We start from the raw sequence: 21020 nt of genomic DNA on the forward strand, positions 1-21020 counted from the left end.
CGCAGGAAAAACGCACAGGCAGGACGGATGGGGAACAAACGCAAAAAGCAGCAGGCACCCCACCTTGAAAGAACAGTGGGGTGCCTGACACTTTAGCCGGTACCCGGTGGTGTCAGTCTGCCAGGATGACCGAGCGCGAGAGGTTGCGCGGCAGGTCCGGGTTCATGCCGCGGGCGCGGGCTCGTTCCAGCGTGACGCGGTGGACGCGGGCCAGTTCTGCCAGCGGGTGGGTCGTGGTGTTGATGTAGAGCGCACCGGTCTTCGCCACGTCGCGGTCCAGGCCCTCGGGCTGCTCACCAAACATCCAGGTGACGCGGTTGGGGGCGGCGATGGAGATGGGGCCGTGGCGGTATTCCTTGGCCGGGTAGGACTCGGTCCAGCCCTGCACCGCTTCACGCATCTTCAGGCCGGCCTCGTGGGCCAGGCCGACCGTCCATCCGGTGCCCAGGAAGGTGAACTGTTCGGCGTCGATCAGTTCCTGCTCGACAGGAGCGCTCACGGCGGCCTTGGCGTCTTCGACAGCGTCGCTGAGGTCCATGCCAACGCTTGTCAGCAGGTAGGTCAGGGCGGTGGTGGCGAAGCGGGTCTGCACCACGGACTGCTCGTCGGCGTAGGGAAGCTCGACGACGGCGTCGGCCAGCGCCATGATCGGCGAGCTGGTGTCGCCCACCAGGGCAACGGTGTGCACGGTGCCCTTGATCCGGGTCAGGATTTCCAGGACCTCGGTGGTGGTGCCCGAGCGGGTGATGGCAATGACGGCGTCGTAGCCGCGGTCGGCGCCAAGGAACGCTTCGGAGGCGGCAAATGCGTCGGTGACACCCTTGCCGGCGGCTTCACGGGCGGTGGCGTAGCTCTGGGCCATGAACCACGAGGTGCCGCAGCCAATCACTGCCACGCGCTGGCCGTCGGCGGGCAGCAGCTGCTCGCTCTTGGCCTGGGCAATTGCCTGCGCCCACACGTCCGGCTGGCTTGTGAGCTCGGCGTCCATGAAGGGGCCAAGTTGGGTGTTTTCGCTCATGCTGCACATTCTCCTTGTTTGAGGACCTGTCTTCCGCGTCACGACCACCAATTCCCGGCCGGATGGCGCGATTTCCTTAACCCCATGGTAACACGTTGTTGATTATAAGTTCACTGAAAACGTCAGCTTCAATCATCGGCCGACACGGCATCCGTCCGTCGAATGTCCGGCAATCGCAATCCGTAAAGATGACGAAAGGCTCGTCACATAGCCCGGGCCCTGCTACGGTGTTATGGATAACAGGTGACTTGCATCACGCGCAGGGGGTGTGTTTGCTGCAAGTGCCGCGAGCCCCTCAAGTGCGCAATATGCCGCTTGCCCCGCAACAAAGTTGTTCAAGGAGATCTTTGATGTCACTCACTCGACACCACCGCAAGTGGCTGGGGATGGGGATCGCCGGCGCCGTCATGGCCGGCACCATCATCCCGGTCGCCGCGGCCATGCCGGCCCTGGCCGCAGAGGGAACGGAGGTGATCGCCTCCGGAGAGTTGTCCGTTGAGGTCGCCACCGCATTCCCCCAGGCGTTGAAATACACGCTTGGTGACAAAACCATGACGGGCGCCACCGCTGTCGCCACCACGATGCGCATCAACGGCGAGGACCAGGCAGTTGACGTGGTCTCCGAGGTCAACGCCGACGGTGCCTCAATCAACTACGACATCACCGTTCCCGGCATGGACGGTGTAAGCATGAAGGCCACGCTCTCCGTGGAAAAGAACATCCTCAGCTTCAACATCACGGAAATCACGGAAACCGGCGAGGCCCGCGTCAACCGCATCCAGATCATGGACCAGGACCTGGTGACAGTGTCCTCAGCGGAGGCCGGCGCGAGCCTGGCCACCGCCGTGGTGTCCACCGACCGCGCCATCTCCGGCGACACCATCACCCCTGTCACGGCGGACACGGCCCTCGACGACGCGGCGAAGACCTCCATGGTGGCCATCGCCAACACCGACGAGCTGGCCGCGGGTTTTGAAAGCAACTCGCTTTACGACGGCGCCTACGGTGCCCCGGACAACGGGCTGGCCGCCAGCGAGCGCGGCCGGTTCTGGCGTCAGGTCAAGGACGACGGCGCCAACAAGAAAGTGGGCATTTCCTCCGGTGCCTGGCTGTACCGTGCCAAGGACTCCGACCAAACGGAGCCGCTCCCCGAGGCCAAGGTCATCATCACGGCGGACGCCAATGCCGATGGCACCGTGAACTGGCAGGACGGCGCCATCGCCTCCCGCGAGGTGCAGTACAAGCCCAAGGGCTGGGAAGACGTGAAGAACCGTGTGGTCCAGGACATCCCGTTCAACTTCGCCAGCCAGGCCACCAACCCGTTTCTGCGCACCCTGGACGACGTCAAGCACATCGCCCAGGCCACCGACGGGCTGGGCCAGTTCTCCCTCTTGAAGGGCTTCACTTCCGAGGGCCACGACTCGGCCAACACCGATTTCAGCGGCAACTGGAACGAACGCGCCGGCGGCATCAAGGACATGAACTCACTGTTGTCCCAGGCCAAGGATTACGGCGCCACCTTCAGCGTCCATATGAACAACACCGAGGCTTATCCGGAGTCCAAGGCATTCAGCGAGGAGTTCATCAAGCAGCCGCCCGGCAAGGGGTGGAACTGGCTGGAACAGTCCTACTACATCGACCAGCGCCGCGATGTGCTCTCCGGTGATCAAAACACCCGCATCAAGGGACTCGACGAGGCCGCTGACGACAATCTGACCACCAACTACATCGATGTGTATTACGAGTCCGGCTGGGTCGGCCAGCGCCTGCAGCGCAACATCATGGACAACGGATTCTCAGTTTCCTCAGAGTTCGCCAACTCCATGGTCCGCAACAACACCTGGTCCCACTGGGCCGTTGATGAGAATTACGGCGGCAGCACCCTCAAGGGCTGGAACTCGGAGATCCTGCGCTTCGCCCAGAACTCCCAGCGTGACATCTGGAATCCGGACCCCCGCCTCGGCACCGAACACATCATTGAATGGCAGGGCTGGACAGGCCAGAACGACTACAACAAGTTCCTGCAGAACGTGTGGGACAACAATGTTGCCGTGAAGTTCCTGCAGCAGCAGGAAATCCAGACCTGGACGCCCGAGGCCATCACGCTGGAAAACAACCTGCGCGTCACGGGCACCTCCCTGGAAGACCGCATCATCACCCAGGACGGCGTCAAGGTCCTGGAAGGCCACAACTACCTCCTGCCGTGGTCCAGCGCACCCGTTGAGTTTGGTGAAACGGCAGCAGACAACACGGACAAGCAAAGCAAGCTGTACAACTACAGCCTCACGGGCGGAGCCCAGACCTGGGCCCTCACCCCTGACTTCGCCAACCAGACGGCGTTGACGCTGTACGAGCTCACGGCCCAGGGCCGAAGCCTCGTCGGCGACGTGGCCGTCACGGACGGGCAGATCAACCTGGACCCCAAGGAAAACACAGCGTACGTGCTGGTGCCGACGGCACCGCTGGCCACCGACCCGCCGCTGTCGGCCGTTGACACTGTCATCGCCAACGCCGACACCGACTGGGGCGCCGGCACCGGCATCACGGATCCGGGCTTCAACTCCGGGAACCTTGACGCCTGGGCCCCGCAGGGCGACGTGACCCTGGCAACCTCCGCCAAGGGCCTCACCTCGGCCCGCCTGGGCGACGGCGCGTCCAGCATCTCCCAGACCTTGGGCGCCTTGACGAAGGGCACCTACTCCGTCAGCGCCTGGCTTGAAATCGATCCCGCCCTTGACAGCAAGGAGACCTATCCGCGCGGCAAGCGTGAAACCACCCTCAGCGCAACCGTGACCGGCTCCCCTGCCGCAAGCAACACGGTGGACTCCTCCGCGTTGTTCAACACCGTCGCCGCGGACCAGAAAAACCGCACCTTCACCCAGCGCGTCCGTGTCCTGGTCGACGTGCAGAACGACGGCGACGCACCCGTCCTGACCATCTCAACGGGAGACGGCACCACTGCCGTGCTCGTGGATGACATCCGGGTCGTCAAGACCGCAAAGGTGACAGCGGCCGACGTCGTCCCCGGCACCGAGCCGGACGGGGCGGTCCTGGCCGAGGACTTTGAAAACGTTGACCAGGGCTGGGGCCCGTTCGCCAAGGGCGACGCCGGCGGCAACACCGACCCGCGCACCCACCTGGCCCCGATCCACGCCCCGTTCACCCAAAAGGGCTGGAACGGCAAGGTCATGGACGATGTCCTGGACGGTGAATTCTCCTTGCACGCCCATGAGGAAAATGCCGGCCTGGTTTATCGGACCACCCCGGCAACCATGCCGTTCACGCAGGGCCATGACTACGAGGTCTCCTTCGACTACCAGTCGACCAAGGCCAATGAATACTCCTGGGTTGGCGGCTACGACGGCTCAAACGGTGCCGTGCAGACGCAGGCCACGCCGTTCCCGACAACACATGAAACCACCCGCTGGGTGCAGAACTTCACTGCCTCGGCCTGTGGCGACAGCTACGTGGGCTTGTTGCGCACAGGGTCCACGGCGGCAGATTTGTCCCTGGACAACCTGTTGATCCGTGACCTGGGCGCTTCCGAAAGCACCCCCGCCTGCGCGCAGCTGTCCCTGGCCCAAACCGGGCCCATCATTGAGCAGGATGCTGCCAATGAGTTCACCACCACGCTGGTCTCCAACGAACCGGCCGACGTCGTGGACGCGGAGGTCGCCCTGGAACTGCCCGAGGGCTGGACAGCCACCCCCACAACAGCTGCCACCGCCGCCACCATCGCGCCCGGCGGCAAGCTCACCACCACCTGGGAAGTGCACGCCCCCGCCTCGGCCGACGGCAGCTACAACGTCACAGCCAAGTCCACCTACAACACCACGGCTGAGCCCATCGGTGTCCGCACCGCGGAAACCTCCCTGGGTGTTTACACCATGCCCAACCCGCCCACGGTGGACACCTTCGCCTCGGACATGCAGTGGATCGGCACCCCCACCAACGGGTGGGGGCCAGCCGAAAAGGACCTGTCCAACGGTGAGCAGGGCGAGAAGGACGGCCCCGCCATCATGCTTGACGGCAAGGCCTATGCCAAGGGCCTTGGCGTGCACGCGGCGTCCAGCATCAAGTACTTTGTTGGGTCGCAATGCAGCGCCTTCACCTCCGTGATCGGCGTCGACGACAAGCAGGCCGCCAAGGGTTCGGTGATCTTCAAGATCCTCGGCGACGGGAAGGAAATCTACAACTCCGGCGTATTGACGGGAGCGTCACCGGCGCTGCCCATTGACGTTGATTTGCAGGGTGCCCGCTACGTCGAACTGGTGGTTGACACCACCGACGACGGCAACGGCAACGACTGGGCGGACTGGGCCGATGCCAAGTTCAGTTGCTCCGACGATGCCCCCGCCATTGTGTTGGCCCCCGTGGTCAATCCTGCCGGCCCGCTGGAGCAGGGCAAGACCTACAGTGTCACCGTTGGTGAGCTGGAGGCCGGTTCTGAAGCCACCTTCCTGCTAAACGATGCGGAGCTGGGCAAGGCTACGGCAGACGACGCAGGCGTTGCGAGCTTCAGCTACCCGGTTGCCGCCGACGCAGCCGTGGGCGATGCCACCATCAACGTCACCGGTACTGACAAGTTCGGCAAGGAAGCCTCCGGTTCGACGGCCGTCAGCATTGTTGGCGTCCCGCCGGCCGCCCCCACCGGGGACGTCTTCGCCAGCGACATGGAGTTCGTGGGCACGCCCGCCAATGAGTGGGGTCCCGTGGAACGTGACCAGAACAACGGTGAAAGCGCCGAAGGCGATGGTGCCCCGATCACGATCGACGGCACCGTGTACGACAAGGGTCTTGGCGTCCATGCCGACTCCAGCATCCGCCTCCACCTGGGTCAACAGTGCACCAACTTCAGCGCCATTGTGGGCATTGACGACGCGAAGCTGCCCAAGGCACACCGCGGAACCGTTGTCTTCACCGTTGAGGGAGACGGCAAGACCCTTGCCACCTCCCCGCAGCTGACTGTGGACGACGACGGCTTTGCATTCAATGTTGATGTCACGGGGGTCCGCTTCATCGACCTGAACGCAGCAAAGATCAAGGTTGCCGGACTGAACGGTGACGAATGGGCCGACTGGGCCGATGCCAAGTTCAGCTGCTCCGACGAGGCCCCGGCCTTGACGCTGGCTCCCGTGGTTGAGGGCGGCAACGCCGTCGAACAGGGTTCCACACACGAAGTCACTGTCGCCGACTTGAAGGCCGGCTCCACAGCGACCTTGAGGCTGGCTGCCGGCGTCGCTGCCCTGGCTGCCGACGATGCGGGCGACGGGCTCGCTGAGGGTGACGACCTCACCGCCGTAGCCAACGACGACGGCGTTGCCACCTTCAGCTGGGTGGTTCCGGCAGACGCGGCGGTGGGTGCCGCGGCGCTGACTGTGACGGGAACGGACAAGAACGGCAAGGCTGCCACCGGCACCACAAATGTCACGGTCACTGCCTTGGTGGTCGATCCGACGGATCCGCCCACCACCGAGCCCACAGCTGAGCCGACAGGGGAACCCACCACGGAGCCGACTGCGGAACCGACGGCTGAGCCGACAGTGGCGCCCACCACGGATCCCACGGCACAACCGACAGCTGAGCCATCAGCCGAACCCACTGCGGATCCGGTGCCATCAACGATTCCGACCACGCCGGGCACGTCGCTTGCTCCCACAACACCGGGTGCAACAACACCGGTTGGCACCGCTCCGGACGTAACAACACCGGCCGCCACCACACCCGGTGCCGCGGCTGGCAGCGACACCGGCAGCAGCACAGGCAGCAATGAACTGTCCAACACAGGAGCCGCCGGGGTCCTGCCGATCCTGGGGATCGCCCTCCTGGCCCTGTTGGGCGGTGCGGCCATCATGTTGGTCCGCCGACGCCGCCGCCACGGCTAGGCAGCCACCTCCCGCAAGGTAGTTGCATGAAGGCAGGGGCGTTGGGCTTGAAGAAATTCAAGCCCAACGCCCCTGCTTTTGTCGCCTGCCTGCTGCCCCTGCCTTCTGTGCGGCCCAGCTTTTCAGTGCGGCCCACCGCCGGGGCGTGCTACACCTCGCGCACGCCCGCCCGCCACACTGCCGCCGTCAGCGGGATGCCGGGCCGGTACGCCAGATGCGTGGCCGACGGCGCTTTGAGCATGTGCAGATCGGCCCGGTGCCCCACGGCGATGGTGCCAACAGCCCGCTTGCCGTCTTCATCCAATCCGGACTCGCGGCCCAGCGCCAGCGCTCCGCCAAACGTCGCGGCCCGCACCGCCTGGTCAACGCTGAGCCCCATCTGCAGCACAGCCGTCGTCACACAAAACGCCATCGAGGACGTGTACGACGTACCTGGATTGCAGTTGGAGGCAATCGCGATCTGCACCCCTGCCTCGAGAAGCTGCTTCGCCGGCGCCAACTGCACACGGGTCGACAGGTCACAGGCGGGAAGCACCGTGGCGACCGTCCCGCGCACGCCGGTCCCACGCCCCGCATTGGCAGCCCCATCCCAAGCCGACCATGACTGCGCCAGCCGGGACACGTCGTCGTCCGTCAGGAAATTCACGTGGTCAACACTGGCCGCGGCAAACTCAACTGCCAGCTTCACGCCGCCGCCCGTCCCCAGCTGGTTCCCGTGGACGCGCAGGCCCAGCCCGGCGTCGCGGCAGGCGGTGAGCACCTTGCGGGACTGCTCCGCGGTGAAGGCGCCGCGCTCGCAAAAGACGTCGGCCCACTTCACGTAGGGGCGGACGGCGTCGAGCATCTCCGTGCAGACCAGCTCGGTGTATTCGTCGGCGTCCATGCCGGCCGGGACCAGATGTGCCCCCAGATACGTGACCTCATCCGCGACCGTGGAGGCGATGCGGGCGCTGCGGGCCTCGTTGTCCACGTCGAGGCCGTACCCGGTCTTGGTCTCCAGGTAGGTGGTCCCCTGCGACACGGCCTCCGCCACGCGCCCCAGGCCCAGGCGCGTGAGCTCGTAGTCGCCGGCCGAACGGGTTGCCTCAACCGACACGGCAATGCCGCCCGCACTGTAGCTTTCCCCCGCCATGCGCGCCTCAAACTCGGCGGTGCGGTCCCCGGCAAAGATCAGGTGCGTGTGCGAATCCACCCAGCCCGGCAGCACCGCCCGGCCCTGCGCGTCGGTGCGGGTGTCGGCGGCCGGGGCATCGGCGCTGGGGCCAATCCATGCGATCCGCTCCCCCTCGAGCACCACGGCCGCATCACGCAAGGTGCCGTGGTCGCCGTCCTGGGTCATCAATTCGCCAATGTTGCTGATCAGTTCACTCATGCCTTTAGCGTACGACGCCGGACCGCCGGCTTGGGTGCCGCAGCACCGGCCCGCGTCTGGCATGGCAGACACGGGACGGTTCGCGCCGGCCGCAGCGGCTGGCCTGAATGGTGCCACCGTGAGTTGTGCAGGTGCCCCACAATGCGTGGAGTCTGGCATGACGGACATCATGTGGTCTCCCGTGTTGCACAGGCACTTCCCAGACCGGACAATTGAGCCCATGACCTTTGTTTCCCTTGTGGGCTTTGCCGGGCTGTGCCTGATGCTGGCACTGATCCCCGGCCCCGACACGTTCCTGGTTCTGCGGATCTCCATGAACAAGGTGACGGCAGGCATCGCCGCTGCCGCCGGCAGCGCCACCGGCGCAGTGATGTGGGGTGCCCTGGTGGGCTTTGGGCTGGCAGCCGTTTTGGAGCAGTCGGCCGAAGTGTTCAGGTGGCTGAAAATTGCCGGCGGCCTGTACCTGATGTATCTGGGTGTCTCAGCACTGCTCAAGGCCCGGAAAGCCCGCAAGGCCGGGGTCGTTGCAGGCGCCGCCAAGCAAACGCCCATCACCCACAGCCACCGCGCCGCCTATGGTGCCGGGACTGTCTCGACCCTGCTCAACCCCAAGGTCGGCTTGTTTTACCTGGCCGTGGTGCCGCAGTTCATCCCGCATGGCGGAAACACCCTCGGCACGGCGCTGATCCTCGGGCTGACGCTGGCCATCATCGGCTTCCTGTACCTGTTCACGATTGCGCTGGTTGCCTACAAGACCATGAAATGGCTCAAGAAGCCCAAGGTCAACACCATCATCGAACGCATCAGCAGCTCCATCTTGGCAGTCCTGGGTGCCGGCGTCATCGCCTCAGGCGCCACAAGCTGAGCTAGCCGGCAACCTGTCCGGCCGGCACTTCGCCCGCCTGCTGGAGCCCGGCCCGCTGCGGGCTGAGTTCCGCGGCCAGTCCGGCGTCCTCCGCCGGCAACTCCCCCACAATCATCCCGGCGGCAAGAGTTCCGAGTGCAGCCGACGTTTGGATTCCATAGCCGCCCTGTCCGGCCAGCCAAAAGAAGTTCGGCACCTCCTCGTCAAAGCCCACCACGGGCAGCCCGTCCGCCGTCTGTGTGCGCAGGCCCGTCCAGGACCGTTCGACGCCGGACACCCCCAGTGTTGTCACCGCATCAATGCGGCGGATGACGGTGGCGATTTCAGCGTCCACCACCTGCGCATCGCCCGCTTCGGCAGGAACCGATTCGCATGCGGATACGAGGAGGTGCCCGCCGTCGGGCCGGTAATAAAACGACTCGTCAACCGGTTCCACCATGGGCCCGGCGGGGTCGGTCGGAATCTTGGTGGACACGATCGCGACGCTGCGCCGGTGCGGCACCAGCCCCCGGCAGCGCACACCAAAGATGCCCGCGACGCCGTCGGCCCAAGCGCCGGCGGCATTCACAACGGTGCCCGCCGTGATCCGGTGCTCCCCCACCACGACTTCATACCCGCCGTCGGGGTGGGCTGTGGCCGAATCCACCGCCGAGCCGGTCAGCACCACGGCACCGGCAGCGACAGCTTGGCTGCGGTAGTACTCCACCAGGGCAGGGACATTGACCTCCATGGCCGTGTCATCAAGGGCGGCAGCCTCGAACACCCCGGGCCACAGGTCAGGGCTGCGGCGCATCGTTTCGGCGTGGTCCAGCGGCACAAGGTTTGCGTTTGCCGCCACCAACTGCGCCACCTCGGCTTTTGTCCCCAGGGTGAGCATGGGGCGCGGCTGCAGAATCGGGGCGCCCAGGGCCGACGCTATCCCAGCCACGGCGGAGATGCTGCGCCGCGTCAATTCCTGAATCGGCCCGGGACCGTAGTTGGGCTGCATCTGCCGGGCCGACCGCGAGGAGGAATGGTAGGCCAACGACTCCTCTGCCTCGACAACCACCACCGGCAGGGACGGTGCCAGCCGCCAGGCCAACGAGAGTCCTGCGATCCCGCCACCAATGATCAATACGCGCTCTTCCATTGCGCCATGGTGACACAAAAACAGCTTCCCGCGCCAACGCCGTGCTAAATCCAAGACACCGGAGCGGCCATTCGGCTGCGTGGAACCGCAGTGAGTGGAACTGCGTGGTGTGGAACTGCATAGACTGGTGGGAATCCGCCGTCCCCGTTTCAAAGTGAGCCCATGTCCAGTTGTTGCAGTCCCAGCGGCCGATCCGACCACGGCGCACATGCCCACGCAGCCCCGCAGGCTTTCACGCTGAGCGTCCCTCCCCGCGCTGCCGCTTTCCCGGACACCGCCGGGCACGGGCAGCAGGCGCTGATCCCGGCCGGGGCTTTTTCCATGGGCGACCCCTTTGACGAAGGCTACCCGGGCGACGGCGAAACTCCCGTCCACCAGGTGGCCCTGTCGGCGTTCAGCATCGACACAACGGCCGTGGGCAACGCCGCCTTTGCCGCGTTCATCGACGCCACCGGCTACCGCACCGAATCGGAGGTGTATGGCACCTCGGCCGTGTTTCACCTGGCCGTGCAGGCAGATGCGCCGGATATTCTGGGCACGGCCGCCGGCACGCCGTGGTGGTTGAACGTGCGCGGCGCCGACTGGGCCCACCCTGCCGGGCCGCTCTCCCACTGGCAGGACATCCCCGACCATCCCGTGACCCAGGTTTCCCACAGCGATGCCCTGGCGTATTGTGCGTGGGCCGGCCGCGCACTGCCCACCGAAGCCCAGTGGGAGTACGCCGCCCGCGGAGGCCTGCACCAATCCCGTTATCCGTGGGGCAACGAACTTCACGGCGTCGGGGAAACTGGCGACCCCGTGCACCGCTGCAACATTTGGCAAGGCACCTTCCCCACGGACAACACTGTCGACGACGGCTTCCTCACCACCGCACCCGTCGACAGCTTCGAACCCAACGGCTACGGCCTGCACCAAACCAGCGGCAACGTCTGGGAATGGTGTGCCGACTGGTTCCTGCCCAAGTACTACAAAAGCTGCCTCGCCCAGGGAACGGTTGCCGATCCGCCCGGCCCCACCATCGGCCGCGGCAGGGTCATGCGCGGCGGCTCGTACCTGTGCCACGATTCCTATTGCAACCGCTACCGGCTGGCCGCCCGCAGCTCCAACTCACCCGAGTCGGCCAGCGGCAACCTCGGCTTCAGGACCGTCGCCTTGTCTGCCTGACCATAAAGTCTGTCTCCCGGCGGAAAACGAGGGAACAAGAGGTTCAGTTGGCCAGCCGCTCCTGCAACCACGAGATCAGGACGTCGGCCTGCTTCCGTTGGAATGCGCGCAGCGTGGGGATGCCGGGCGGTGCCGGGCGCCGGGACATGTCCAGGAAGTACCCGGCCCAGCCGGCCAGAACCGCCGACACCGCCTCCGGTGCGGCCCCGGCAAACACGGGGTGCCCGGCCAGCCACTGGTCCACATTGGCTGCCGGGTCCAGCGTTTTCACGTTCAACAGCACGCTGAGGGCATCAACCCAAGGCGCACCCCTCGCCGCCCACGGCCAGTCAAGAAAAACCGTCCCGTCCGCCGTCAGCAGGATGTTGTCGGTGCGCAGGTCTCCGTGCACCAGCGCGTCTCCGGCCAACGCAGCAACCCCTGCCCTGGCCAGCGTCGCCAGTTCCCCGAGGTGTTCACCCGCCCACGCGGGCATGTCCGCAAGCGGCCGGGCCGCCAGTTTTTCCCACCCAAGGAACGCGCCCGTGAGCGACTCCTCATAGGGCGGCACGTCCAGATCTGCGGGCAGCAGCACCTGTCCCACATCCACCAGCGCATCCAGGACCTGCGTCAGCTCGGCATCTACCCACGGTTCCTGCGGATGCCGGCCGTCCACATCGGCGAGGACCAGCGCAACCCAGGTGCCGTCGTCGTACTTCCCCAGAAATTCGGGCGCGGAAACACCGGCTGGCAGGGCTGCCGCAACAGCAGCCTCCCGGCGGTGGAGCTCCACGGACGACGTGTTGACCCCGGCGCTGACGGCCTTCACAAATGCGCGGCGGCCCGAGCTCAGTACGACACGGTCGGCGGATCCCGGCGAAAAACCGCCCGCCTGGGACTGCGCCGATGCCACCACCTCGCCCAGAATGTCCTCAACGCCGGCGCGGACCTCAGACGGCAGCTGGTCCCAGCGGATGCGCGCGTTCATGGCGACTGCGTTGTTGGTGCCGGGGCCAGGGTGAGGATCGTGGCGTCGTCGGCCACCTCCCCGATCTCCGTCTGCTTCAGCCGCAATTCGTGCAGCAGCCCCAAAGCGTCCACGGTGGTGGCCGTGCGGGCCAGGAATTCCTCCGGTCCGCTGACAAGGCCAAGGTCGACGGCGCGCCAGGCCCCGTCGCTTGCCATCACCATGAGCTCGGGCAGGCCAAGCTGCAGGACATGGGCGTGGTCGGCGGCTTCGGGTTCGCGGCGGGCAACCCACAGCCGGCCCGGGGTGTTGCGCATTTCGCGGTCCCGCCTGAGCTGCGTCAACCGCTCGGCAGGGTCCACGGCGGCAACCCTTGCGTCGGCGTCGCCTGCGCGCACGAGGTGGGTTGCGCCGTCGTCCGTCCTGACAACGACTGTGCAGTCCGCCAGGCTGCCAATTTCCACACCCTCGGCATTGAGCTGTGCCACGGAGATGGCGGCGCTGGGGAACCTGACGCGTTCGGCACCCGCCAGGGGCACGGCGGCGGCGTCGACGGCGGCCAGCGCCCCGGCCAGCACTGCCCCGACCCCGTCGCGTCCCGGATCGGCGGGGGCTTGGGCCAGGAACATGTTGAGCTGCTGGGCCAGCCACTGCGGGTCGGAGGCGGCGGGCAGGCCCAGGGGTTCCAGCAAAGGCGTGGCCCCGTCGATGATCCAGGCGTTGGGCCCGTTGAAGCCGCAGCTGTCCTCCTGGACGTGGGCATCGCCCTCGAATTGCACGCGCGCTCGGATGTCCCAGGAAAAAGTCATGCATTCATCCTGCCACGCGCTGGCTGACGAGGGACGTTGACCCAGGCCTCGGAGCGAGGATGGATTTTGCTCGGGAGGAACGAGCGGCAAAATCTTACTGCTCGCGAGAAGCTTGGGCCAACATCCCTTCCAATGCCTATGCGGCGCGTGCTGCCACGAACGCGCGGACGCACGCCTCGACGTCGTCCGTGCTGTGGGCGGCGGAGAGCTGGACCCGGATGCGGGCGGCGCCGCGCGGGACGACGGGGAAGCTGAATGCCGTGACGAACACGCCGTGGGCCAGCATGGAATCGGCCACCCGGGCAGCTTCGACGGCGTCGCCGAACATGACCGGGACAATGGCGTGCTCGCCGGGGAGCAGTTCAAAGCCCTCCTCACCCATGCGGCGGCGGAACAAGGCGGCATTCTCAAACAGGCGGGTGCGCAGTTCGGCCGAACCCGCAACGAGCTCGAGTGCCTTGAGCGTGGCGGCCACGATGGCGGGGGCCAGCGAGTTGGAGAACAGGTACGGGCGGGCTTTCTGGCGCAGCATCGCCACGATTTCACCGCGCCCGGACACGTAGCCGCCCGATGCGCCGCCCAGTGCCTTCCCGAACGTGCCCGTGTAAATATCAACCCGTGCCGAGACGCCGGCGTGCTCCGGTGTTCCGGCACCGGTGGCACCCATAAAGCCGACGGCGTGGGAATCATCCACCATGACCAGGGCGCCGTACTTGTCCGCCAAATCGCAGATGGCCTCGAGCGGGGCAAGGAAGCCGTCCATGGAGAACACGCCGTCGGTGACAATGATGGTCCGCCGGGCGCCCGCTCCGTCGCGCAGAGCGGCGGCGGCCTGCAGCTGGGTTTCCAAATCCGCCATGTCCTGGTTGGCGTAGCGGAAGCGCGCGGCCTTGGACAGGCGGATGCCGTCGATGATGGAGGCGTGGTTCAGCGAGTCGGAGATGATGGCGTCGTCCGCGCCGAACAGCGATTCAAACACCCCTCCGTTGGCGTCAAAGCAGGACGAGAACAAGATGGTGTCCTCCGTGCCAAGGAAGGTCGACACGGCCGCTTCCAGTTCCAGGTGCAGGTCCTGGGTGCCGCAGATGAAGCGGACGCTGGCCATGCCGAAGCCGCGCTCATCCATGGCGGTCTTCGCGGAGCCGATGATGTCCGGGTGGTCGGCGAGGCCCAGGTAGTTGTTGGCGCAGAAGTTCAGCACGGGGGCGGTGGCGCCGTCCAGCGGTCCGGCGCTCACGTGGCTGGACTGGGCGGAGGTGATCCGCCGTTCGGTCTTGAACAGGCCGTCGGCGCGGATGTCGGCGAGTTCGGCGGTGAGCTGGTCCTTCAAGGTGGTGTACACGGGTGGTTCCTTTGCTGAAGCGGGGCTTGGGTGGGTGAAGCGTGGGGATGGTCGACGGCGGCACCCGGGTGCCGCCGTCGTGCTGGGGAAAGCAGGTACTTGGGAAGCAAGTGGCTGGCTAAGCGAAAACACTCCAGTCAAGGACCACTTTGCCGCCCCGGCCGGAGCGGGCGAGTTCGAAGGCCTGCTCCCATTCCGTGGCGGGCAGGGTGTCGGTGACCACGGAGGCGACGGCGGCGCGCAGGACCGGGTTGGAGGAGAGCATGGCGGACATGGCGTACCAGGTTTCAAACATTTCGCGGCCGTAGATGCCCTTGAGCGTGAGCATGTGGGTGACGACCTTGCCCCAGTTGATGTCGATGCCTTCGCTGGGCAGCCCGAGCATGGCGATGCGGCCGCCGTGGTTCATGTTGTCGATCATTTCCGGCAGGGCGGTGGGGTGGCCGGACATTTCCAGGCCGATGTCGAAGCCCTCGCACAGGCCCAATTGCAGTTGCGCGTCGCGCAGGCGGGTGGTGGCGACGTTGACGGCGAGGTCGGCGCCCATCGCGGCGGCCATGGCCAGGCGCGGTTCGGAAACGTCGGTGATGGCGATCTTGCGGGCACCGGCATGGCGGGCGACGGCCACAGCCATCAGGCCGATGGGCCCGGCGCCGGTGACCAGCACGTCCTCCCCCACCAGCCCGAAGCTCAGTGCCGTGTGGACGGCGTTGCCCAGCGGGTCAAAGATGGCGCCGAGTTCCGGGGTGATGGACGGGTCCTTGTGCACCCAGACGTTGGACTCCGGGATGACGACGTATTCGGCAAACGCGCCGTCGCGCTGGACGCCCACGGAGATGGTGTTGATGCACATGTGGCGACGTCCCGCGCGGCAGTTGCGGCACATGCCGCAGACGATGTGTCCCTCGCCGGAGACCTTGTCGCCCACCTTGACGTCGTGGGCGTCGGCACCGACCTCCACCACCTCGCCGTAAAATTCGTGCCCGGCGATGAGCGGGGCGTTGATGGTTTCGGCAGCCCACGCGTCCCAGGCCTGGATGTGCAGGTCGGTGCCACACAGGCCGGTGGTGTGTACCTTGATTTTCACGTCCCGCGCACCCGTTGCGGGTTCGGGGCGGTCGACGAGTTCGAACCCCGCGTGCGGACCGGATTTGTACAGTGCTTTCATGGTTCCCATGGGCAGCGTTCCTCATCGTTGTGGTGTGCTTTGTCCATTACAGCCGCCCAAACCGTTTAGCACAATCGACATTTACTCCATCATCAATTTAGCAAATACTAAATGGTAGGCTGGCTGCGTGGAACTTCATCAACTTCAGATGCTGCGCGAGCTCGGCGAGCTCGGCAGTGTCAAGGCTGTCGCGGACACGCTCTCCGTCACCCCGTCGGCCGTCTCCCAGCAAATCTCGCTGCTGCAGCGCCAGGTGGACACGCCGTTGACGCGCAAGGATGGCCGGAACCTGGTCCTGACGGAGGCCGGGAAGGTGCTGGCCGACGCCGGCGCCGAGGTCATCAATGCCATGGCCGCGGCGAAGGCAGCCATCGGCGCCTACCAGCACGACGTCGGCGGGACCGTCACGATCAGCGGCTTCCACAGCGCCGGGCAGGCCTTGTTTGCCCCGCTGGTGCGTCGGCTGGCTCTCCTGCGTGCCGACGCCGGCGTGCGGTGTGCCGCGGCGGCTGGGTCCGCCCCCGAAGACGGTGCAGCGGCCGCGTTGGCAGTGCCGCGGGTCAGGTTCTCGGACGAGGACGTGGCCCAGCACGATTTCCCGGCCCTGACAGCCCGGTACGATCTTGTGCTGGCGCACCGCATGGACCACAGCCCGGCCTGGCCGGACACCCGGGTACGCGTCATCCCGCTGGCCCACGAGCCGCTGGACATCGCCGTGGCCGCCGACCATCCGCTGGCAGCCCTGGCCGAATTATCGCCGGAGGATGTGGTGGCCCATCCGTGGGTGGCAAGCCGCAGCGGCTACTCCCCCGCCGACGTGTTGACGGCCATTGGCGCCGTGGCCAGCCGCCCCGTGGAGGTGGTGCACCGCATCAACGATTACTCCGCTGCGGCGGCCCTTGTCTCCACCGGCGAGGTCATCGGCCTGCTGCCGCGCTACACCTCAAGCCCGGCGCTAAACCACGGGGCGGCGCTGAATCCCGGCGTGGTGTTGCGGCCTCTAACCGGCATCAGCACGCGGCGCCGGATCGATTTGCTGGCCCGTCCGGAGAACCTGAAACGTGCATCGGTCATGCTCGTGGCACAGGCCCTCCAAGATGTCATGACGGAGCTGACCGGAGAGTAAACGCCGCCCGGCCCTAGACGCTCGCTCATTAGTGGGGCACTCTTTGCCAACGCTCGCTCGCTTTGTCGAGCGAGCGTTGGGGAAAAGTGCCCCGGAGCTGCAGGAGCGTTGCGTCAGCGGGTTGGCTGGCCGGCGTTGAAGTATTCCACCCATTCCGGGGGCAGCGCTGGAATGTCCAGCGCCCCGCCGCCCGTGCGCAGCGACTGCGCGGCCACAACTCCTGCGGCCACGGCCTCCCGCGCCGCAATCGGGGAGGTGTCCGTGGCGCCACCGTCACGGGCGAAGCGCAGGAACTCAGCAATCAGCAGCGGATCGGCGCCGCCGTGGCCGCCCTCGCCGTCGCGAATTTCAATGTCCTCATCCGGTTTCACAAACCCGTTCTGGGAGCGGCTGGTCCACACCTTGATGGAATCTCCCGGATTGTCACCAAAATTCTCCAGCCGTCCCTTGGTGCCGATGACGGTGTAATTGCGCCAGTAGTCGGGGGTGAAATGGCATTGCTGGTAGGAAGCCAGGGCTCCGTTGTCCAGCACCATCTGCATCATTGAAATGTCCTCAACGTCAATGACCGGGTTGAGGTCCGTCTGCTCCGCAGGCGGCCAATTGTCCAGGGAAAACCAGTCCCCCATGCGGCGGTCCGAATTGTCGCGGCGGCTGGCAACGTCACCATAAACTGCCAGGTCGCCGATGGCCGAGACCCTTGTGGTGTACCCGCCTGCCAACCAGTGGATCACGTCGATGTCGTGGGCGCCCTTTTGCAGCAGCAGGCTCGTGGTGTTGGCCCGCTCTGCATGCCAGTCCTTGAAGTAATAGTCGCCGCCATTGCCCACAAAATGCCGGCACCAAACAGCCTTGACCTCGCCAATCCGCCCCGACTCGATAATCTCGCGCATCTGCACCACCACCGGCATGTGGCGCATGTTGTGGCCAACATAAAGCCGCGTCCCCGTTTCAAAGGCGGCCGCCAGAATCGCATCGGCCGCCTCCACCGTCACATCCAGGGGTTTCTCACAAAACGTTGGAATTCCTGCCCGCAGTGTCTGCACGGCAATCTCTGCATGCCTGTTGTCCGGGGTCAGCACCAAAACGGCATCCAGGCCCGCGCCCAACAGTTCATCGAGGCTGGAGGTGACAACCGCCGTCGGAATTTTCGCTGCCGCATCGGCCCGGCCACGCTCGGAGGTATCGCACACCATGACCACCTCGGAGCCTTGCCCGGGTTTGTGCACATGCCGCCACAACGAGGCCCGCAGGCCAAAGCCAACCAGTCCAACTCTTGCGTCCTTGACCGCCCCGGGGTATTCCGGGATTGCCTCTCTCAAATCTGTCACAATGCTTCTTTTCTGTGGGTTGTTGAATCGGAAAAATGGTTAGGTGCTGCCGGCGCGGAATCGCGCACGAAAAGCTGCCAGGGAAACTCCAGCACCCGGTGCGGCAGGGAGTCATCCCTTGCCCGATCAACCAGGAAGCCGGCCAGGCGGTTAAAGAAGTCCACGGGTCCGATGCTGCTCAATGAGGGCATCATCGACTCCCCCTGGAGCGTGTTGCCCACACCCATCACTGCCACGTCGTCGGGAACTGTCATCCGCAACCGCTGTGCGGCGTTGACCGCGGCTATGGCCACGAAGTCGGAGGTGGCAAAGATGGCCGAGGGCGGGTCGGGCTGCTGCAGCAGGTTGACCGCGGCTTGATAGGCGTTCACTTCATCGCCGTCAAACGTGGCCACATAGCTGTCCCGAAATTCAAGGCCCGCCCGCCTGAGCCCGTTCAGGTACGCACCGTACCTGACCGGGTTCGGGGACCGCAGGCTGCCTCGGGATGTCAGGCAGGCCACCCGTGAGTGCGTGGCGGTCAAATGGTCCATGGCGGCAGCCATGGTGGTGCCGGCCACGGAGCGGATCACATCAAAACCGTTGGGTTCAAGTGTTTCGCTGAACACCACGAGGTTGTTGTTGCGGGCCAGTTCAGCCAGCAGTTCAGCATCCCCGTCCTGATCCGCGGCGTCGATGAAGATGACGTCGGCGCCCTGGCGCTTGATCGCCGTGCGCCAATCGGTGTCGGCGAGGATCATGGGGGTGATCCCGGCCGTGGCAACGGCGGCCCCCACGGCTTTGCTGACCGACAGCGACCACGGGTCCGAAAGCATTGTCAGCGACAGCATCATCAAGTTCGATTTGCCGGTGCGAATGGTCCTGGCCGCTTGATTGGGCCGGTAGCCGACCTTCGTGGCTGCGGCGTGGACGCGTTCGGCGGTCGCGGGCGAAATTCCGGAACCGTTGCCCCTGGTGCGTCCGGCCAGGACATAGGAAACAGTTGCCGTGGAAACTCCCGCCTCAGCTGCCACGGTCTTTATGGTGGGCCGAATCATGCTGCTGCGCTCCTGGTCTGGTGACATCTGCTGCCGACTTTTTTGTTGTTGCTTCTAACTTATTGCCACCGTTGCGGCAGAAGGCAGTGGTTGCCGGCACGTTACGACGGCGTGTCGGCAACCACGGGCACGGCTGCCGACTATTTGGCAGCCTTCTGGAGCTTGAACACCGGCGCGTCGGGGTTCAAGTCGGCCTGGTATTCCTCGCGAATTTTGTCGCCACCTTCGGACTTCCAGCGCTTGAGAGCGTCGGCGAAATCCGAGACCTTGGCACGACCGGTAATGATGTCCACCACCTTGTCAGTCATGGGCTTGGCGATCTTCGGACCCACTTTGGCGTTGGTGTCGGAGTAGGAGCCGTTGGTGGGATTGCGCCAGGCAAATTCCAGCAGCTTTTTCTCGGTCTCGTACACATAGTTCGTTACCTGCGGATAGCCCGGGTTGAAGTTCACCCGCTCCGGCGCCGTCATGATGTTCAGGGCGCTGACCACGCCGGGCAGATTCTTCAATCCGTCCGCGTTCAGGATCGGGTTGCCGTCAGCATCGAGGTCAAAGTCCTTGCCCTCGACACCATAGTTCTTGAGCAGGTACTCCTCGGTGCCGAACGGCGCTGAGAGCCAGTTGACCAGAGCGAGTTGTTCCTTGATGCGCTTCTCGTCGGCCTTCTTGAAGGCCGTGTAGCCCACGGTGCCGTAGCCCATGTTGTAGGTGGGCTTGATGGTCCCGTCAAAGCTGAAGGGAACAAGAATTTCCATGTCCGCGTTGGGGTCCAGGGCACGGAAGGTGCCCACGTCTCGGGGCCCGGAAACCACCATGGCACCCAGGGAGCCGTTGACAATCCGGGTCTTGGTGCTGGTCATATTGACGTCCGGGTAGAACGCGCCGGCGGCAAAAAGCTTGGCGACAAATTCCAGTCCGGCCACGTATGCGTCGGTTTCGTACTGGTGCGTCAAGCTCCGGTCCGCATTGACGGCCCAGCCGTTCGGCGCGCCGAGACACTGGTTGACGATGTTCAGGACGTTGGCGTATGCAGGCTCCAGCGCATATTGCTGTTTGGCGGGGTTGCTGAGCTCCGTGACCTTGTCGAAGAACTCATCGGCATCCTTGGCGTTCAGCCCGCCCACCTTGGCCCAGATTTTCTTGCTCCCGAGCATGACCTGGCCAAAGGGGGTGCTGGGGATGGGTGCACCCCAGATCTTGCCATTGACGACGGCGGTGCGCCAGGAATCGGGTTTAAGTGCGGCAAGGTTGGGGTACTCAAGCACGGCGTCACCAGCGAGGTACGGGGTCAGGTCTTGAAACTTTGCCTCAAGCATGGGACCAACGTTGGGCAGGCCCTGGTTTGGCGGAATCCACATCAAGTCCGGAAGCGTGTCACCGGCCAGGATGGTGGCGAACTTGGCCGGGTAACCATCGCCTGTATCCTCAACGATCTGCATGTTGAACTCGCCACCTAGTGCTGAGTTCAACCGCTGCCAGAAGGGATTGTCAGGCATGGCAGGAGCCATTAGCTCAAACGTTTCGGAGAGCACACTGACCGGTCCGGTTAGGGGTTTACCTTGGGTGGAGGCCACCGGTTTGGGCATGTTGAGGAAGCCAGCCTCCAGACCCTCGGCGTTTCCGGGAAGGTCGGCAACAACGTCGGTAAATTCCTTGTATGTGGGCAAGGTGACCGATTTGGACGCCTGTGCACCGCCGTCGTTCGCGCCAGCACCGCCACCACAGGCGGAAAGGGTTCCGCTCAAAGCCACGGCGGCGACTGAAATGCCGGCAAGCCCTAGGAAATTACGTCGTGAAACCCCGGCAGTATCGATAGAACGCTTCATGC

General features: G+C 65.2%; 14 protein-coding genes. 4 read left to right on the top strand and 10 right to left on the bottom strand.

Annotation, left to right across the window (positions count from 1 at the left end; genetic code table 11):
• Positions 1–112 precede the first annotated feature (112 nt).
• Positions 113–1018 (bottom strand): SIS domain-containing protein, encoded by a 906-nt coding sequence (locus ACT3TS_RS00875; RefSeq protein ID WP_444529597.1) that lies wholly within the window; start codon positions 1016–1018, stop codon positions 113–115.
• Between the two features lie 350 nt (positions 1019–1368).
• Here ACT3TS_RS00875 and ACT3TS_RS00880 point away from each other — a divergent pair, with 350 nt between their 5' ends.
• Positions 1369–6903 carry an endo-alpha-N-acetylgalactosaminidase family protein gene (locus tag ACT3TS_RS00880; protein WP_444529598.1) on the top strand — a complete coding sequence of 1845 codons (5535 nt, stop codon included), beginning with the start codon at positions 1369–1371 and terminating at the stop codon, positions 6901–6903.
• A gap of 148 nt (positions 6904–7051) precedes the next feature.
• On the opposite strand, the gene hutI is transcribed toward ACT3TS_RS00880, so the two are convergent.
• Positions 7052–8275 (bottom strand): imidazolonepropionase, encoded by a 1224-nt coding sequence (hutI, locus tag ACT3TS_RS00885; protein ID WP_444529599.1) that lies wholly within the window; start codon positions 8273–8275, stop codon positions 7052–7054.
• Positions 8276–8495: 220 nt separating this feature from the next.
• Here hutI and ACT3TS_RS00890 point away from each other — a divergent pair, with 220 nt between their 5' ends.
• Positions 8496–9140, top strand: coding sequence for a LysE family translocator (locus ACT3TS_RS00890; RefSeq protein ID WP_444529600.1), 645 nt, complete (start codon positions 8496–8498; stop codon positions 9138–9140).
• A gap of 1 nt (position 9141) precedes the next feature.
• Here the strand turns inward: ACT3TS_RS00890 and ACT3TS_RS00895 are convergent, their stop codons facing one another.
• Complete coding sequence (locus tag ACT3TS_RS00895; RefSeq protein ID WP_444529601.1) at positions 9142–10269, bottom strand: NAD(P)/FAD-dependent oxidoreductase; 1128 nt, start codon at positions 10267–10269, stop codon at positions 9142–9144.
• Positions 10270–10431: 162 nt separating this feature from the next.
• On the opposite strand from ACT3TS_RS00895, the gene ACT3TS_RS00900 reads away from it, so the two are divergent.
• Positions 10432–11433 (top strand): formylglycine-generating enzyme family protein, encoded by a 1002-nt coding sequence (locus ACT3TS_RS00900; RefSeq protein WP_444529602.1) that lies wholly within the window; start codon positions 10432–10434, stop codon positions 11431–11433.
• 43 nt (positions 11434–11476) lie between these two features.
• On the opposite strand, the gene ACT3TS_RS00905 is transcribed toward ACT3TS_RS00900, so the two are convergent.
• From ACT3TS_RS00905 to tdh, 4 genes are all read right to left on the bottom strand, one after another.
• Positions 11477–12400, bottom strand: a complete 924-nt coding sequence (locus ACT3TS_RS00905; protein ID WP_444529603.1) for a phosphotransferase — start codon at positions 12398–12400, stop codon at positions 11477–11479.
• Entirely contained in the window at positions 12397–13188 is a 792-nt protein-coding gene (locus tag ACT3TS_RS00910) for a hypothetical protein (RefSeq protein ID WP_444529604.1), read from the bottom strand. Before ACT3TS_RS00910 ends, ACT3TS_RS00905 begins: the two co-directional genes overlap by 4 nt.
• A gap of 136 nt (positions 13189–13324) precedes the next feature.
• Positions 13325–14530 carry a glycine C-acetyltransferase gene (locus ACT3TS_RS00915; RefSeq protein ID WP_444529605.1) on the bottom strand — a complete coding sequence of 402 codons (1206 nt, stop codon included), beginning with the start codon at positions 14528–14530 and terminating at the stop codon, positions 13325–13327.
• A gap of 118 nt (positions 14531–14648) precedes the next feature.
• A complete protein-coding gene (tdh, locus tag ACT3TS_RS00920; RefSeq protein WP_444529639.1) occupies positions 14649–15698 on the bottom strand; it encodes an L-threonine 3-dehydrogenase in 1050 nt (349 codons plus the stop codon).
• A gap of 127 nt (positions 15699–15825) precedes the next feature.
• On the opposite strand from tdh, the gene ACT3TS_RS00925 reads away from it, so the two are divergent.
• Positions 15826–16824, top strand: coding sequence for a LysR family transcriptional regulator (locus ACT3TS_RS00925; RefSeq protein ID WP_444529606.1), 999 nt, complete (start codon positions 15826–15828; stop codon positions 16822–16824).
• Between the two features lie 113 nt (positions 16825–16937).
• On the opposite strand, the gene ACT3TS_RS00930 is transcribed toward ACT3TS_RS00925, so the two are convergent.
• From ACT3TS_RS00930 to ACT3TS_RS00940, 3 genes are all read right to left on the bottom strand, one after another.
• On the bottom strand, positions 16938–18155 hold the full coding sequence (locus ACT3TS_RS00930; protein ID WP_444529607.1) for a Gfo/Idh/MocA family protein: 1218 nt from the start codon (positions 18153–18155) through the stop codon (positions 16938–16940).
• On the bottom strand, positions 18152–19219 hold the full coding sequence (locus ACT3TS_RS00935; protein WP_444529608.1) for a LacI family DNA-binding transcriptional regulator: 1068 nt from the start codon (positions 19217–19219) through the stop codon (positions 18152–18154). The genes ACT3TS_RS00930 and ACT3TS_RS00935 overlap by 4 nt, the downstream gene beginning before the upstream one ends.
• A gap of 113 nt (positions 19220–19332) precedes the next feature.
• Positions 19333–21018, bottom strand: a complete 1686-nt coding sequence (locus tag ACT3TS_RS00940) for a sugar ABC transporter substrate-binding protein (RefSeq protein ID WP_444529609.1) — start codon at positions 21016–21018, stop codon at positions 19333–19335.
• Positions 21019–21020: the final 2 nt, after the last annotated feature.

This window comes from Specibacter sp. AOP5-B1-6 (assembly GCF_052376555.1).
Lineage (GTDB): Bacteria > Actinomycetota > Actinomycetes > Actinomycetales > Micrococcaceae > Specibacter.

Coding starts and splice junctions, on each gene's coding strand:
- ACT3TS_RS00935 (WP_444529608.1), bottom strand. CDS start 19,219: ATGTCACCAGACCAGGAGCGCAGCAGCATGATTCGGCCCACCATAAAG.
- ACT3TS_RS00905 (WP_444529603.1), bottom strand. CDS start 12,400: ATGAACGCGCGCATCCGCTGGGACCAGCTGCCGTCTGAGGTCCGCGCC.
- tdh (WP_444529639.1), bottom strand. CDS start 15,698: ATGAAAGCACTGTACAAATCCGGTCCGCACGCGGGGTTCGAACTCGTC.
- ACT3TS_RS00900 (WP_444529602.1), top strand. CDS start 10,432: ATGTCCAGTTGTTGCAGTCCCAGCGGCCGATCCGACCACGGCGCACAT.
- ACT3TS_RS00890 (WP_444529600.1), top strand. CDS start 8,496: ATGACCTTTGTTTCCCTTGTGGGCTTTGCCGGGCTGTGCCTGATGCTG.
- ACT3TS_RS00880 (WP_444529598.1), top strand. CDS start 1,369: ATGTCACTCACTCGACACCACCGCAAGTGGCTGGGGATGGGGATCGCC.
- hutI (WP_444529599.1), bottom strand. CDS start 8,275: ATGAGTGAACTGATCAGCAACATTGGCGAATTGATGACCCAGGACGGC.
- ACT3TS_RS00910 (WP_444529604.1), bottom strand. CDS start 13,188: ATGACTTTTTCCTGGGACATCCGAGCGCGCGTGCAATTCGAGGGCGAT.
- ACT3TS_RS00875 (WP_444529597.1), bottom strand. CDS start 1,018: ATGAGCGAAAACACCCAACTTGGCCCCTTCATGGACGCCGAGCTCACA.
- ACT3TS_RS00895 (WP_444529601.1), bottom strand. CDS start 10,269: ATGGAAGAGCGCGTATTGATCATTGGTGGCGGGATCGCAGGACTCTCG.
- ACT3TS_RS00940 (WP_444529609.1), bottom strand. CDS start 21,018: ATGAAGCGTTCTATCGATACTGCCGGGGTTTCACGACGTAATTTCCTA.